The sequence below is a fragment of the Colwellia psychrerythraea genome (assembly GCF_000764225.1).
Lineage (GTDB): Bacteria > Pseudomonadota > Gammaproteobacteria > Enterobacterales > Alteromonadaceae > Colwellia > Colwellia psychrerythraea_D.
Genome location: NZ_JQED01000037.1, coordinates 137,909 through 153,999 on the forward strand (window position 1 = coordinate 137,909; position 16,091 = coordinate 153,999).

Genomic DNA, 16,091 nt, shown 5'->3' on the forward strand with positions numbered 1-16,091 from the left:
CAAACGGTAAATAAATAAAATGATTATATTTTACAAGCACCGCCAGCACACCCATCATCTTCTGGCTCAATATCATCGCTAGCGCCATCACGGGTGTTGTGGTAATAAAGTGTTTTAACCCCTATTTTATAGGCCGTTAGTATATCTTTTAAGATTTGTTTAACCGGAACTTTACCACCTTCAAACTTATTTGGATCATAATTGGTATTTGCCGAGATAGCTTGGTCGACAAACTTTTGCATGATGCCAACGAGCTCTAGATACCCTTGGTTATCTGGAATGTTCCACAGCAACTCATAGTTATCTTTAAGTTTTTCGTATTCAGGTACAACTTGCTTTAAGATGCCATCTTTACTGGCTTTAACACTTATCAAACCTCGTGGCGGTTCAATACCGTTGGTTGCGTTAGATATTTGTGATGAGGTTTCTGACGGCATTAGTGCAGAGACTGTTGAGTTTCTTACCCCATGCTCTTTTATACTTTCACGTAAACTTTCCCAATCTAAATGAAGTGGTTCAGCGGTGAGATCATCGATTGACTTCTTATAAGTATCAATAGGTAAAATGCCTTTTGATAAAATAGTCTCATCAAATTTAGGGCAGGCACCTTGTTCTTTTGCTAACTCATTTGACGCTTTGAGTAAATAAAACTGAATTGCTTCAAATGTACGGTGAGTTAAATTATTTGCACTACCGTTTGAGTAATAAAGTCCGTTTTTAGCAAGATAGTATGCGTAATTAATAACACCAATACCGAGTGTTCTACGTGCCATACTTGCACTTTGTGCTGCCGCAATAGGGTAATCTTGATAATCTAATAAACTATCTAATGCACGAACAGCTAAGTCAGCTAAACTCTCTAATTCATCTAATGAATCGATAGCACCTAAGTTGAATGCAGAAAGTGTACAAAGCGCAATTTCGCCATTCTCATCATTTATATCATTCATTGGCTTAGTCGGTAAGGCAATTTCTAAACACAAATTACTCTGGCGAATAGCCGCTTTATTTGGATCAAATGGACTGTGTGTATTACAGTGATCTACGTTTTGTAAGTATATACGGCCTGTACTTGCACGCTCTTGCGCAAACAGAGTAAATAATTCAATCGCTTTAATACGCTTTTTGCGTATTGAGTCATCGTTTTCATATTGTACGTATAACTGTTCAAATTTATCTTGGTCTTCAAAGAAAGCATCATATAGTCCTGGAACATCACTAGGACTAAATAGCGTTATAGAGCCACCTTTAATTAAGCGCTGATACATTAACTTATTAAATTGCACACCATAATCTAAATGACGAACACGGTTCTCTTCGACACCACGGTTATTTTTAAGTACTAATAAGCTTTCTACTTCAAGGTGCCACAAAGGATAAAACAATGTAGCAGCACCGCCGCGAACACCACCCTGCGAACAACTTTTAACGGCTGTTTGGAAATGCTTAAAAAATGGAATACAACCGGTATGGAATGCTTCACCATTTCTGATTGTACTACCCAATGCACGTATACGACCAGCATTGACACCGATCCCTGCACGCTGAGATACATACTTAACAATCGCACTTGATGTGGCGTTAATTGAATCTAAGCTATCGCCACATTCGATCAATACACAAGAGGAGAATTGACGCGTTGGCGTACGAACACCAGCCATGATCGGGGTAGGTAATGATATTTTAAAACGAGAAATTGCGTGATAAAAATCTTCAACATATCGTAAGCGCGTCTCAACAGGATATTTAGCAAATAAACAGGCAGACACTAAAATATATAAAAATTGAGCACTTTCGTAAATTTCACCACTGACTCGGTTTTGTACTAAGTACTTACCTTCAAGCTGTTTCATTGCAGCATAACTGAAGTTTAAATCACGGCTATGGTCCAAAAAGCTGGCCATATGCTCAAAATCTTCTTTAGTATAATCTGATAATAAATGTTGATCATATTTGCCAGCTTCAACGAGCTTAACTACATGATCATAAAGAGCTGGTGGCTCAAATTGTCCGTAGGCTTTTTTACGTAGGTGAAAAACAGCTAAACGCGCTGCTAGGTATTGATAGTCTGGTGTATCCTCAGATATCAAATCAGCCGCTGCTTTAATAATTGTTTCATGAATATCTTCAGTTTTTATACCGTCATAAAACTGAATGTGAGACTTTAATTCAACTTGAGAAACAGAGACTTGTTCTAAGCCGTCAGCAGCCCAAGCAATGACACGGTGAATTTTTTCTAAATCAATGGATTCTTTCTCACCATTTCGTTTAGTTACAAAGAGGTTGTTATTCATGAAGTACCTGTAAAGCGATTATTGTTATTGTTTATTATTCCTAATTAAAGGATCTAAAACGTCCCTAATAAAAAATCCCACATACGTATTAGAAAGAAATCATTAAATACGTAGTATTAAAAATAACAACTGAGCATCAAATGCACAATATCTAGGGCTTTTTTATAATTCTAGACACAAGATAGTGAGGTTTGACCTGTATTGCAAGTGATAAAACAAGTTGATCTTTGTGAATATTTTTGCCTTGAAATTGGGGTTAGTGATGACTAACCTAGTAAGACAATTTGATTTTGGAATTAACTAAAAGCAACGTTTTTTTTACTTTTTTTAGCGCTAAAAATTTTTATAAATTATTTTTGTTCAATATTTATGTTCACTATAAAGAATTAATATAACCGAAAAATAAGTTCGATTTTACAATGGGTTATGTTTTGCCTGTAAGTGCAGATTAATGTTTAAACAACTTGATTGTTTATACAACAATTATTCTGCACCGATTGGAACCGCTAATATTTTCAATTATTGAACTGAATAAATAAATTAATTGTTAATGCTTAAAGCTTGCGACAACACAATATATAATTTACATCCAGTGAATCGTTGAGTTTATGATTACCGGTAATGGGATTATAATGAATGCCACTGGCATCAATACATTTCAATCCAGACTCTTCTGCCCAGCTAATAAGCTGCGAGGGTCGGATAAATTTATCATGGTCGTGCGTACCATCAGGCACAATTTTTAAAAGCTTTTCTGCAGCAAGAATTGCAAGCAAATAAGATTTAATACTTTTATTGAGTGTTGAAAAGAAAATTAAACCACCGGGTTTAACTAAAGTTGAACATGCTTGAATGACTGAGGCAGGGTCAGGAACATGTTCAAGCATTTCCATACAAGTAACTACGTCAAAAGTATTAGGGCTTTGCTGCGCCTTTTCTTCTGCGGTAATTTTTTGGTAATTGACAGATACGCCCGACTCTAACGCATGTAATTTTGCTACATTTAAGGGTTCGGTGCCCATATCAATACCTGTTACGTTTGCACCGAGCTTTGCTAATGATTCTGATAAAATACCGCCACCGCAGCCTATATCAATCATTTGCATATCATAAAAGCTACTTTTTGAACTTACCCCTGTCACCTGCATGGCGACATGCTGACTTATAAATTGTACTCTTAATGGGTTAATTTGATGCAAAGGTTTAAAGTCACCTGTTAAATCCCACCATTGGCTAGCGACCTGTTCAAACTTCGCGATTTCATCTTCATTTACATTAAGGGGTTGGCTTGTCATACATTCACTACTTTAAATTAACTTTTAATTATTCGATTCTAAACGAAAGTCATTTTTAAACAAAGGGTATAGATCAAAACTAAGCTTTTTAGATGCTTTTTTAAGCTGATTATATCCCCCAAAAAAACCTTTAAATAAAGCTGTATGGCATCAACAATTTTTGTGCTAGTATGCTGCGTTGATTACTATTATTAGTGTCTATTAGATAACAATAAAATCTTTAAAATACCGTTTAATTATTACTAACAATTAGCCTCGCTATATAACTAGTATTGTTAAGCAAAAGAATTAGTTAAGGGATACCATCGATTTATGTCCGATCTGGCCAAACAAATAGTTCCAGTAAATATTGAAGATGAACTAAAAACCTCCTATTTAGATTATGCCATGAGTGTAATAGTTGGGCGTGCTTTGCCTGATGTTCGTGATGGCTTAAAACCTGTACATCGCCGGGTGTTATTCGCCATGGATGTATTAGGTAACGATTGGAATAAAGCCTATAAAAAATCAGCCCGTGTGGTTGGTGATGTAATAGGTAAATATCACCCGCATGGTGATACAGCTGTATATGATACGATTGTTCGTATGGCTCAGCCATTTTCACTACGTTATATGCTTGTAGACGGGCAGGGTAACTTTGGTTCTGTCGACGGTGATAGTGCAGCGGCAATGCGTTATACCGAAATTAGAATGTCAAAAATAGCACATTCTATTCTTGCCGATTTAGATAAAGAAACCGTGGATTTTGTGCCTAACTATGATGGCACTGAACATATACCAGCGGTTATGCCAACCCGAGTACCTAACTTATTAGTTAACGGTACATCAGGGATTGCTGTTGGTATGGCGACTAACATTCCGCCACACAATTTAACTGAAGTGATAAATGGCTGTTTAGCACTGATTGAAAACAGTGACATTTCTTTCGAAGAATTATTAGAACATATCCCAGGTCCAGATTTTCCAACAGCGGGTATCATCAGTGGTCGAGCAGGTATTGAAGAAGCTTACCGTACAGGTCGCGGTAAAATAAAGATTCGTGCCCGTGCCGAAATTGAAGTAAATGAAACGTCTGGCAAAGAAACAATCATTGTTCACGAGTTACCTTACCAAGTAAACAAAGCGCGCTTAATTGAAAAAATGGCTGAGCTTGTTAAAGATAAACGTCTTGAAGGTATTTCTGCTTTACGTGATGAATCTGATAAAGACGGCATGCGTATGGTTATTGAAATCAAACGTGGTGAAGTGGGTGAGGTTGTTTTAAACAACTTATACAAACTAACACAAATGCAGGTTTCTTTTGGTTTAAATATGGTGGCATTAACAAACGGCCAACCTAAAATATTTAATTTAAAAGAGATGTTAGAAGCGTTTGTCTTACATCGCCGTGAAGTGGTAACACGCCGTACCATTTTCGAATTAAGAAAAGCACGCGATCGCGCTCATATCTTAGAAGGTTTATCAATTGCGTTGGCAAATATAGACCCTATTATTGAATTGATTAAGGCATCAACCAATAGAAAAGAATCTGAAGAAAAACTTGTTTCGCAAGGTTGGGCACTAGGCGATGTCGCGGCTATGCTCAGCGAAGCGGGTAATGATGCTGCGCGTCCTGAGTGGCTAGAACCACAATACGGTATTCGTGATGGTTTATATTACCTAACGGCAGAGCAAGCTAAAGCAATAGTTGATCTGCAGTTATACAAATTATCTGGCATGGAACACGATAAGATTCTAAGCGAGTACAAAGCGTTATTAGACCTTATCGCAGAATTAATGCATATTTTAGCTACGCCAGCTCGTTTAATGGAAGTTATCTGTGAAGAACTTATTGCTATTCGTGATGAATTTGGTGACGAGCGAAGAACAGAAATAACGAATGCTTCGCATGATTTATCTTTAGAGGACTTGATCACGGAAGAAGATGTTGTCGTGACACTTTCTCATGAAGGTTATGTTAAGTACCAAGTGTTAAGCGATTACGAAGCCCAGCGTCGTGGTGGTAAAGGTAAAGCAGCGACTAAGATGAAAGAAGAAGACTTCATTGAACGTTTACTAGTCGCTAATACACATGACACGATTTTATGTTTCTCTGATCGCGGTAAACTATATTGGTTGAAAGTTTTCCAATTACCATTAGCAAGCCGCACAGCAAGAGGCAGACCTATTGTAAATATCTTACCTCTAGAAGGCGATGAACGTATCACCGCTATTCTACCGGTACGTGATTATGCTGATGATAAATATATTGTAATGGCAACGGCTTCTGGTACGGTGAAGAAAACCCGTTTAGATGCATACTCTAATCAACGTGCTAACGGCATTATTGCGTTAAACCTTCGTGATGATGATACGTTAATTGGTGTTGATATCACTGACGGTAATAACGATATCATGTTATTTTCTGATGCAGGTAAAGTTGTTCGTTTTAATGAAAAAGTAAAAGATAGCGAAACAGGTGAAATCAAGTTAGACCCAGAAACGGGTGAACAACGATGGGCACTTAAGCCAATAGGCCGTACCGGTACTGGTGTTCGTGGAATGAAACTTGAAGGCGACCAAAAAGTTGTTTCGTTGATTGTTCCTAAGAATGAAGGACCTATTTTAACCATCACAGAAAATGGTTTTGGTAAACGTACTGACTTGGCTGAATATCCAGCTAAGAGTAGAGCAACGAAAGGTGTTGTTTCTATTAAAGTGAGTGAACGTAATGGTAAAGTTGTTGGTGCCGTTCAGGTTGAAGAACTTGATGAAATCATGCTTATTACAGATAGTGGTACTTTAGTTCGTACTCGTGTCAATGAAGTGAGCGTTATTGGTCGTAACACCCAAGGGGTACGTTTGATACGTACGGCGGATGATGAGCACGTGGTAGCGTTGCAGCGCATTGATGAAATTGAAGAGCCAGCTCAACTTGAAGAAGTTGTTGAAGGTGATGAAGTCATTAAAGCCGATGCAGAGCATAATCCAGAGCATAGCGCTCAGCAGGATGTTGCAGATACCTCACAAGACGACAATCAAGAGTAATTGTCGCATCATCACTAAAAAGGCGGCTAATAACCGCCTTTTTTAATGTGTTTTTATTAGTAAACTAAATTTTCAAATTGAAGTTAATAAAGTAGGAAAGATAATGTCAGAAGTTTTTAATTTTTGTGCTGGCCCAGCAATGTTGCCGACACCTGTTATGGCAAAAGCACAACAAGAGTTTTTAAATTGGCAAGGCACAGGCAGTTCTGTTATGGAATTAAGCCATCGTAGTGGTATTTACATTGCCATGGCGGAAAAAGCTGAAGCAGATTTACGTGAGCTCATGTCCATTCCTGATAATTATAAAGTCCTATTTTGCCATGGTGGTGGACGAGGACAGTTTTCTGCGGTACCACTTAACCTTCTGCCTGAAGGTAAGTCTGCTGATTATATTATCTCTGGCTCTTGGTCTAAAGCTGCTGCAGCTGAAGCCAAAAACTTTGGTAACATTAATGTTATTGATATTAATCAAGACGAGCAGGGTAGTGCTAGCCTTATGTCGAGTAATGACTGGCCTCTCAATAAAGACGCCGCTTATGTTCATTATTGCCCTAACGAAACAGTAAATGGCATTGAAATAAACACTATTCCAGAGACTAATGGTGTACCTTTGGTTGCTGACATGTCTTCAACTATTTTATCTCATGAAGTTGATGTCAGTAAATTTGGTTTAATTTACGCAGGTGCACAAAAAAATATCGGACCGTCTGGTTTAACTATTGTTATTGTTCGAGAAGACTTACTTGGTCATGCCCATAAAGCAACCCCGTGCATTATGAATTATAAAACGGCAGCAGACAGTGATTCTATGTATAACACACCGCCAACTTATGCTTGGTATCTTGCTGGTTTAGTCTTTCAGTGGCTTAAAGAGCTAGGTGGTGTTAAAGAAATTGCAAAAGTAAACCAAGCTAAAGCTGAGTTACTGTATCAAGCGATTGATCAAAGTGAATTATACCTTAATCACATTGAAGCGCAGTATCGCAGTAAGATGAATATTCCGTTCTGGTTAAAAGACGATAGCTTAAATGAGCAATTTTTGAAAGAATCTGAAGCGGCTGGATTAACGGCCCTTCAAGGTCACAGAATTGTTGGTGGCATGCGTGCCAGTATTTATAATGCTATGCCTATCGAAGGTGTTCGGGCGCTAGTAGACTTCATGCAAGAATTTGAAAAGAGGAATAGCTAAAGTGGAGCAGTTAACATTAAAGCCAATAGGTAAGATTAATGGAGAAATATTTTTACCTGGTTCAAAAAGTTTATCTAACCGCGCATTATTAATTGCGGCGTTAGCGAATGGGGTAACTAAAATCACAAACTTACTGGTAAGTGACGATATAAACCATATGCTAAATGCGTTAAAAAGTCTTGGTATTGAATACAAATTAAGCGAGTGTGGCACAGAGTGTACTGTTACGGGAAATAATGGTTTTTTCAACACAAAAGAGCCTGTGGAACTTTACCTAGGTAATGCAGGGACAGCGATGAGACCACTTTGCGCTGCGCTTGCGGCAAGTGACGGTGAATTTATATTAACCGGTGAGCCAAGAATGAAAGAACGCCCGATTGGTCATTTAGTCGATGCGTTAGCGCAACTTGATGCCGACGTAGACTATTTGGAAAATAAAGATTACCCCCCGGTAAGAATCAAAGGCAAAGCGTTAACAGGCAATACAGTCACGATCGATGGTTCTATCTCAAGTCAGTTTTTAACGGCAATCTTGATGATTACGCCATTATTGCAAAGCAATACTACGATAGAAATTGATGGTGAATTAGTTTCCAAGCCCTATATAGATATCACGCTTGATATTATGCGCAGATTTAATGTCAATGTTCAAAATAATGACTATAAGTCGTTCAGTGTGACAGGTAAACAGTCATATCAAGCGTTAGATAAATATATGGTAGAAGGTGATGCCTCTTCAGCATCGTACTTTTTGGCAGCTGGCGCGATAAAAGGTGGCGAAGTCACTGTACATGGTGTTGGTAAACTCAGTGTTCAAGGAGATAAGCACTTTGCCGATGTTCTTGAAAAAATGGGCGCAGAAGTGCAATGGAATGATGAGTCTATCACAGTAATCGGAAAGCCGTTGACTGCAGTCGATATGGATATGAATCATATTCCTGATGCGGCAATGACAATTGCTACCACAGCACTGTTTGCCACAGGCACAACAACTATTAGAAATATATATAATTGGCGCGTAAAAGAAACAGACCGATTAAATGCCATGGCGACAGAATTAAGAAAGGTTGGCGCTGAGGTTGTTGAAGGCAATGATTATATTTCAATTACGCCACCAAAATCACTGAAACATGCAGAAATTGATACCTATAATGATCATCGAGTTGCTATGTGTTTTTCTCTCGTAGCTTTGAGTGATACAGCCGTTACTATTAATGATCCTAAGTGTACCGCTAAAACATTTCCTGACTATTTTGACAAGCTAGCGCAAGTTTCTTGTTAATAATGTGACAGAAAAGCATTTATACGCGATATTATACCAAACGGATTAATTTATTGATCAGCTTAGAGCTACATTGGCGAGCTTAAAACAAGCAAGATGAGTTAAACATAGTAAGTCTATATTTCATTCATTTTGTGATGTTATCAGTTTGCTAATGAGCTCCCGAAGGGCGATTACCTAATTAAAGGCAAAGGCAAAGGCAAAGGCAAAGGCAAAGGCTACATGCGGCGTTATTGATATTGACAAGGACGGTGCATGGATGCAGCTTATTAGAGAATGCCGGAGCATATTCTCCTGAGTAACCATTCTCTTCAGTTAATGCCTTGCCTCTAAGGCTTTTAATGCTCGCTAAGTAATCAATAAATTAGTCTGATTGGTATTACGCTATAAATCCCGTATAATTGCGCCGATTTTCGATGTTAGGAGAAAAAAATATGCAGGAAAGCACTCCCGTAATAACCATTGATGGCCCAAGTGGAGCTGGTAAAGGAACCGTTGCTAGAATAGTGGCGGATCAATTAGGTTGGCACCTTCTTGATAGTGGTGCTATTTATCGTGTCTTAGCCGTTGCCATTCAACATCATCAACTTGCATTAGATGATGAAGAGCCGCTTATTCCTATGGCTGCCCATTTAGATGTTCAATTTGAAATTAATAGTCAAGGCGAAGCGAAAGTAATATTAGAAGGTGAAAATGTTACTGAAATAATTCGTACTGAAGAAGTTGGTGGATTAGCATCGAAAGTGGCGGCATTTCCACGTGTTAGAGAAGCACTATTGAGAAGACAGCGTGCATTCAGTGTTAACCCCGGCTTAATTGCTGATGGCCGAGACATGGGAACTGTCGTATTTCCTCAGGCCCCAGTAAAGATATTTTTAACTGCTAGTGCCGAAGAAAGGGCTGAGCGAAGATTTAATCAGTTGAAAGAAAAAGGGATTGATGTTAACATCGGGCGCCTTTTGGATGACATACGTCAGCGAGATGAGCGAGATCAAAACCGAAAGGTAGCTCCACTCATCCCAGCAGAAGGTGCGTTAACTATTGATTCTACTGATATTTCTATCACAGAAGTCGTCAATGAAATCCTTATGTTTGCCAATGGCAAGTTAACGTAAATAACCAGTTTTAAGCTAGCTAAATTAGTATTACCTGCTAGCATTAAAGAACTTTTAATAGAAAGCCTACTGTATGGATGCACTGGGCATACTTAACAACCCCATGAAACAATGACGTTGAATGGATTAATAGCTGAGTTTATAACAAGTTATGACTGAAAATTTTGCGCAACTTTTTGAAGAAAGTTTAAAAGAAATCGAAACACGTCCTGGTTCAATTATCCGTGGAACAATCGTAGCCGTTAACAAAGACAATGTAATTGTTGATGCGGGCCTAAAATCTGAGAGTGTTATCTCAATTGATCAATTTAAAAACGCTGCTGGTGAAGTTGAAGTAGTTGTTGGTGATGAGATCGACGTAGCATTAGATGCAACAGATGATGGTTTCGGTGAAACTATCCTTTCTCGTGAAAAAGCAAAACGTCACGAAGCATGGCAAGTGCTTGAAAAAGCATATGAAGAAAAAGAAACTGTTATCGGTGTTATCAACGGTAAAGTTAAAGGTGGTTTCACTGTTGAAGTTAGCGATATTCGCGCTTTCTTACCAGGTTCATTAGTAGATGTTCGTCCAGTACGTGACACTGCTCACCTTGAAGGTAAGCCTCTAGAATTTAAAGTTATTAAGCTTGATCAAAAGCGTAATAACGTAGTTGTTTCACGTCGTGCTGTTATCGAAGCAGAAGGCAGTGCAGAACGTGATGAATTACTTGAATCATTAGCAGAAGGTCAAGAAGTTAAAGGTATCGTTAAGAACCTTACAGACTACGGTGCATTTGTTGATTTAGGTGGCATTGACGGTTTATTACATATCACAGATATGGCTTGGAAGCGTGTTAAACACCCAAGTGAAATCGTAAATGTTGGCGATGAGATTCAAGTTAAAGTATTGAAATTCGACCGTGAGCGTACTCGTGTATCTCTAGGTATGAAGCAGTTAGGCGAAGATCCATGGGTAGCAATTGCTAACCGTTACCCAGAAGGTTCTAAACTTTCTGGTCGCGTAACTAACTTAACTGATTACGGTTGTTTTGTTGAAATCCAAGAAGGCGTTGAAGGTTTAGTTCACGTTTCTGAAATGGATTGGACTAACAAAAACATCCACCCATCTAAAGTTGTTAACTTAGGTGACACAGTAGAAGTACTAGTATTAGAAATTGACGAAGAACGTCGTCGTATTTCTTTAGGTCTTAAACAGTGTATTGCTAACCCTTGGGAAGAGTTTGCTAAGAACTTCAACAAAGGCGATAAAGTATCAGGTAAGATCAAGTCAATCACTGACTTTGGTATCTTCATCGGTCTTGACGGCGGCATTGATGGTTTAGTTCACTTATCTGATATTTCATGGGCTGGCGGTGAAGAAGCTGTTCGTGATTATAAGAAAGGCGACGAAATCGATGCAATCGTACTTCAAGTTGACCCAGAACGTGAGCGTATCTCGTTAGGTGTTAAGCAAGCTGAAGATGACCCGTTCAATATGTATCTGACAGATAAGAAAAAAGGTGCTATTGTTACTGGTAAGGTAACTGAAGTTGATGCGAAAGGCGCAACTGTTGAGTTAGCTGAAAGTGTTGAAGGTTACCTTCGTGTTAGCGACATTTCTGTAGAACGTGTTGAAGATGCATCTACAGTATTAAAAGTTGGTGACGACGTTGAAGCTAGGTTTATGGGTGTGGATCGTAAGAACCGTACTATTAGCTTATCTATCAAAGCAAAAGATCAAGCTGACGAACGTGAAGCAATGGATAACCTAAACCAAGTAGAAGAAACTGGTTTAAGTGCTATGGCTGCAGCGTTTAAAAACGCTAAAAACTAATTTTCCTTAACAGGAAGTAGTTTTACTTTGCAATGGTGCTGTAATTATTACAGCAGGTGAAAAGAGTATTTATCACTGTCGTGGTGATACTCTTTTCTTATTTTTAACGCCATTGGCGGAGCCAATTTTTATAGTCATATGTAAAAATTGCGCGGTGCTAGGTAAATACTGAGAGGTCAGAATGACTAAGTCAGAACTTATTGAGAAATTAGCCGATAAATTAAGTCATTTATCCGCTAAAGAAGTGGAAAAATCTATAAAAGAAATTTTGGAATTGATGGCGCAATCCTTGTCAAAAGGAGAGCGAATTGAAATTCGAGGTTTTGGTAGTTTTTCATTGCATTACCGTGCTCCACGAATTGGTAGAAACCCAAAGACTGGTGAATCGGTTGAGTTAAACGGTAAATACGTTCCTCACTTTAAACCAGGCAAAGAGTTACGTGAAAGAGTTAATCTTTCTGTAGCATAAATTGCAAAGCTAACTAAAAAATTAGATAATAAACGGCATGTTAACCATGCCGTTTTTTTTGGGCAGAATTTAATAAGGCTGATAAAAGTGCGATTATATCTAACACTCTTTTTTATTTTAGTTTTACTTGCCGTAGCATTTATTTTCGGTAGCCAAAACGATCAATTACTCACATTAAACTATTTAGTGGCCCGTACAGAAATTACCGTAGCTGCTGCGGTAAGCTTATTTACAGGTTTAGGTTTTGCATTAGGTCTATTGGTTACTATTCTTTGGCGTATAGTACGAAAAAGCAAAAAGGCACTCGCGAAAAACAAATCTCAGGAAAAATAGCGAAAACTATTTGTTCTAATCTTCCATATAACTTTTCTCAAGAGCGCTAATGATTGAATTACTCTTTTTATTATTACCTGTTGCCATGGCCTATGGCTGGTTTATGGGTCGTAATAGCATTAAACAAAACCAACAAACTGCAAAACAAGATCTATCGATAAAATATTCAACAGGTTTAAATTATTTATTATCAAACCAACAAGATAAAGCAATCGATTCCTTACTTGATGCATTAAAAGTTGAAGATGATAGTGTGGAAGCGCATTTCGCAATGGCTAATTTATTTCGTAAACGAGGTGAGTTAGACCGAGCTTTAAAAGTACATGAGCATCTTGTTAGGTTGAATCACTTGCCCACTAAGGACAAACAGCAAGCGGTTTTCGAATTAGGAAAAGATTTCCTTAGTGCTGGTTTATATGACCGCGCTGAAACTATGTTTATTAAGTTATTAAAATCAAAAGACTATGGTTTAAAATCTTTAACTTATTTATTAAAGATATTTCAATCTACTAAAGATTGGCAGCAGGGCATAGATAGACAAAAATTAATTGTAAAATATAACGATAAACGTTCATTGCATACACTTGCTAATTTTTATTGTGAACTCGCAACAACGGCCTTTGAAAAAGATCAATTTATTGAAGTCATTGAATTGCTTGATCAAGCACTTTTACTCGATCCTAATTCATGTCGAGCTAATTGGCTTATGGCAAAAATATATGAAAACCACCAGCAATGTGAGTTAGCCGCTAAATGCTATCAAGCCATCTACCATCAAGATAATGAATTTTTTCCTGATGTTATAGAGCCGATGCTGGCTTGTTATACAAGACTAGATGCCTTAGATGAGTTCTACGCTTTTATTAAAAAAGTGTACGATGAAACCGCTAGCTCAAGTGCCTTGATTTGTTATCTCGCTCATGTAGAGCAAAAGCACGGTAAGAAAAAAGCACTAGATTTTATCTTATCAGCATTAAAACGTAGACCGACCATCCGTGGTTTTGAACATTTTGTAAATATGCAAATGTCACCGTCTGATGTTGACGTGAGTAATACCAGTTTAGATTTGATTAAAGAATTAATAAGTGAATATTTGAAAGTTAAGCATAGATATAGCTGCCGAACTTGCGGTTTTGATAGTTCAACTCATTATTGGTCATGCCCATCATGTCACGAATGGGAACAGCTTAAGCCAGTACGTGGTCTCGAAGGCGAATAATTTCACTTTTCTTTGTCCTAAATTTCAATAGGCAGCGTCAAAAGTACTCACTGACATTCGTCAGCTCCGTGCTTTATCCTTGCTCTTGAGCTGTAGGACTTTGAAAAGCATTATTATTTATAAAAGAACACTTTCAGAATAAATTAAAAACAATATACATCTCCGTTAAATATTCGAAGGTGATTAGTTAAGAATAGAATAGGAAAATCCATGAACGATCCAAAAGTTGTAGTCGCCTTAGACTTTGATAAAAAACAAGATGCCTTATCCTTTGTTGATAAGATTCAACCGACAGATGCTCGCCTAAAAGTCGGCAAAGAAATGTTTACTTATTTTGGCCCTGAGTTTGTGAAGCAACTTACCGGTAAAGGTTTTGACGTTTTTCTTGATTTAAAATTTCACGATATTCCGAATACCGTTGCGAAAGCCGTAACTGCTGCGGCTGATTTGGGAGTTTGGATGGTGAACGTACATGCCAGTGGTGGTAGCCAAATGATGACAAAAGCGAAACAGGCTTTAGGTCACTATGGCGATGATGCGCCATTATTAATTGCTGTCACTGTACTCACCAGTATGGGACAAGAAGATCTTCATGGTTTGGGAATTAATAAAACACCAGCAGAGCAAGTTAACTTTTTAGCTAACTTAACGAAACAAAGCGGCTTAGATGGCGTTGTTTGCTCTGCTTGGGAAGCAGAGCAATTAAAATCTGATTTAGGTAAAGAATTTAAACTGATCACGCCAGGCATTAGGCCTGCTGGCTCTGCACAAGACGATCAACAACGAATTATGACGCCTAAACAAGCGATTGATGTCGGTGTTGATTATTTGGTGATCGGACGTCCAATTACCAAAGCAGCTGATCCTCATCTGGTATTACAACAGATTAATAGCACAATTCGCTAAGTAATCCATTTTAGAGTACAGCACAAAAAAAGCTAGGTCAGTGACCTAGCTTTTTTGTTGGTATAATACGTTAAGTTCTTTCGCTATATAAAGCGCTTATTATTTCTCATATTGGCTGATGAAAGCGACAAGATCTAATACCTTGTTTGAGTAACCAATTTCATTATCATACCAAGAAACAACTTTTACGAATGTATCTGTTAATGCGATGCCCGCTTTTGCATCAAAGACTGAAGTACAAGTTTCACCAATAAAATCATTCGAAACAACAGCATCTTCGGTGTAATCTAAAATACCCTTTAACTCACCTTCAGCGGCTGCACTCATCGCTTGGCAAATCTCATCGTAAGTTGCAGGTTTTTTAAGGTTTACAGTTAAATCAACAACAGAAACGTCTGGCGTTGGTACACGAAATGCCATGCCTGTTAATTTTCCATTTAACGCCGGAATCACTTTACCAACTGCTTTAGCGGCGCCTGTTGATGAAGGTATGATGTTTTGTCCAGCGCCTCGACCACCGCGCCAATCTTTGGTAGACGGGCTATCAACCGTCTTTTGAGTTGCGGTAGTGGCATGAACAGTTGTCATTAAACCATCTTGAATGCCCCAATTATCATTTAACACTTTAGCAATAGGCGCTAAGCAATTGGTCGTACAGGAAGCATTTGAAACTATCGCTTGGCCTTTATATTCATTTAGGTTCACACCACAAACAAACATAGGCGTATCATCTTTTGAAGGTGCACTTAACACAACTTGTTTTGCACCAGCTGTAATGTGTTTACGCGCAGTTTCGTCGGTTAGGAATAAGCCTGTTGATTCAACAACAACATCTACGTCAATTTCATTCCATTTTAAATTTTCAGGATTGCGCTCAGCAGTGACACGTATAGTATTGCCATTGACCACTAATTCTCCATCAATAACATCAACAGTGCCTTTAAAACGACCGTGTGTTGAATCGTATTTCAACATATAGGCCATATATTCAATGTCCATTAAATCGTTGATACCAACAACCTCGATATCATTACGCTCAGCAGCAGCTCTGAATACAAAACGACCAATACGGCCAAAACCATTTATACCAACTTTAATTTTCATGGATAACCTCTCAAAATTCATTATGTAGTAAAATTACACCAATTT

Annotated in this window: 12 protein-coding genes; 9 read left to right on the forward strand and 3 right to left on the reverse strand. The window is 38.1% G+C overall.

Features of this window, described 5'->3' with window-relative positions:
• Positions 1-23 precede the first annotated feature (23 nt).
• Entirely contained in the window at positions 24-2,294 is a 2,271-nt protein-coding gene (gene nrdA, locus ND2E_RS07840; RefSeq protein ID WP_033094479.1) for a class 1a ribonucleoside-diphosphate reductase subunit alpha, read from the reverse strand.
• A gap of 554 nt (positions 2,295-2,848) precedes the next feature.
• Positions 2,849-3,589, reverse strand: a complete 741-nt coding sequence (ubiG, locus tag ND2E_RS07835; RefSeq protein ID WP_033094480.1) for a bifunctional 2-polyprenyl-6-hydroxyphenol methylase/3-demethylubiquinol 3-O-methyltransferase UbiG — start codon at positions 3,587-3,589, stop codon at positions 2,849-2,851.
• Between the two features lie 312 nt (positions 3,590-3,901).
• On the opposite strand from ubiG, the gene gyrA reads away from it, so the two are divergent.
• From gyrA to pyrF, 9 genes are all read left to right on the forward strand, one after another.
• The gene (gene gyrA / locus ND2E_RS07830) at positions 3,902-6,616 is read left to right on the forward strand and encodes a DNA topoisomerase (ATP-hydrolyzing) subunit A (protein ID WP_033094481.1); all 2,715 of its coding nucleotides are present in this window, start codon (positions 3,902-3,904) and stop codon (positions 6,614-6,616) included.
• Between the two features lie 103 nt (positions 6,617-6,719).
• Positions 6,720-7,805, forward strand: coding sequence for a 3-phosphoserine/phosphohydroxythreonine transaminase (gene serC / locus ND2E_RS07825; RefSeq protein WP_033094482.1), 1,086 nt, complete (start codon positions 6,720-6,722; stop codon positions 7,803-7,805).
• A gap of 1 nt (position 7,806) precedes the next feature.
• Positions 7,807-9,087 (forward strand): 3-phosphoshikimate 1-carboxyvinyltransferase, encoded by a 1,281-nt coding sequence (aroA, locus tag ND2E_RS07820; RefSeq protein WP_033094483.1) that lies wholly within the window; start codon positions 7,807-7,809, stop codon positions 9,085-9,087.
• Positions 9,088-9,521: 434 nt separating this feature from the next.
• A complete protein-coding gene (gene cmk / locus ND2E_RS07815) occupies positions 9,522-10,202 on the forward strand; it encodes a (d)CMP kinase (RefSeq protein ID WP_033094484.1) in 681 nt (226 codons plus the stop codon).
• Positions 10,203-10,353: 151 nt separating this feature from the next.
• Complete coding sequence (gene rpsA / locus ND2E_RS07810; protein ID WP_033094485.1) at positions 10,354-12,015, forward strand: 30S ribosomal protein S1; 1,662 nt, start codon at positions 10,354-10,356, stop codon at positions 12,013-12,015.
• Positions 12,016-12,196: 181 nt separating this feature from the next.
• Positions 12,197-12,484 carry an integration host factor subunit beta gene (ihfB, locus tag ND2E_RS07805; RefSeq protein ID WP_033094486.1) on the forward strand — a complete coding sequence of 96 codons (288 nt, stop codon included), beginning with the start codon at positions 12,197-12,199 and terminating at the stop codon, positions 12,482-12,484.
• An 87-nt stretch (positions 12,485-12,571) separates the two neighbouring features.
• Positions 12,572-12,817: a lipopolysaccharide assembly protein LapA domain-containing protein gene (locus ND2E_RS07800; RefSeq protein ID WP_223303632.1), complete on the forward strand. Its 246-nt coding sequence runs from the start codon at positions 12,572-12,574 to the stop codon at positions 12,815-12,817.
• Between the two features lie 49 nt (positions 12,818-12,866).
• Complete coding sequence (gene lapB, locus ND2E_RS07795; RefSeq protein ID WP_033094488.1) at positions 12,867-14,036, forward strand: lipopolysaccharide assembly protein LapB; 1,170 nt, start codon at positions 12,867-12,869, stop codon at positions 14,034-14,036.
• Positions 14,037-14,246: 210 nt separating this feature from the next.
• The gene (gene pyrF / locus ND2E_RS07790; RefSeq protein WP_033094489.1) at positions 14,247-14,942 is read left to right on the forward strand and encodes an orotidine-5'-phosphate decarboxylase; all 696 of its coding nucleotides are present in this window, start codon (positions 14,247-14,249) and stop codon (positions 14,940-14,942) included.
• A gap of 99 nt (positions 14,943-15,041) precedes the next feature.
• On the opposite strand, the gene gap is transcribed toward pyrF, so the two are convergent.
• Positions 15,042-16,046 (reverse strand): type I glyceraldehyde-3-phosphate dehydrogenase, encoded by a 1,005-nt coding sequence (gap, locus tag ND2E_RS07785; protein WP_033094490.1) that lies wholly within the window; start codon positions 16,044-16,046, stop codon positions 15,042-15,044.
• Between the last annotated feature and the right edge of the window lie 45 nt (positions 16,047-16,091).

Excerpts from the sequence above, each read along its gene's own strand:
- nrdA (WP_033094479.1), bottom strand. The coding sequence starts at position 2,294 with ATGAATAACAACCTCTTTGTAACTAAACGAAATGGTGAGAAAGAATCC.
- ubiG (WP_033094480.1), bottom strand. The coding sequence starts at position 3,589 with ATGACAAGCCAACCCCTTAATGTAAATGAAGATGAAATCGCGAAGTTT.
- gyrA (WP_033094481.1), top strand. The coding sequence starts at position 3,902 with ATGTCCGATCTGGCCAAACAAATAGTTCCAGTAAATATTGAAGATGAA.
- serC (WP_033094482.1), top strand. The coding sequence starts at position 6,720 with ATGTCAGAAGTTTTTAATTTTTGTGCTGGCCCAGCAATGTTGCCGACA.
- cmk (WP_033094484.1), top strand. The coding sequence starts at position 9,522 with ATGCAGGAAAGCACTCCCGTAATAACCATTGATGGCCCAAGTGGAGCT.
- rpsA (WP_033094485.1), top strand. The coding sequence starts at position 10,354 with ATGACTGAAAATTTTGCGCAACTTTTTGAAGAAAGTTTAAAAGAAATC.
- ihfB (WP_033094486.1), top strand. The coding sequence starts at position 12,197 with ATGACTAAGTCAGAACTTATTGAGAAATTAGCCGATAAATTAAGTCAT.
- lapB (WP_033094488.1), top strand. The coding sequence starts at position 12,867 with ATGATTGAATTACTCTTTTTATTATTACCTGTTGCCATGGCCTATGGC.
- pyrF (WP_033094489.1), top strand. The coding sequence starts at position 14,247 with ATGAACGATCCAAAAGTTGTAGTCGCCTTAGACTTTGATAAAAAACAA.
- gap (WP_033094490.1), bottom strand. The coding sequence starts at position 16,046 with ATGAAAATTAAAGTTGGTATAAATGGTTTTGGCCGTATTGGTCGTTTT.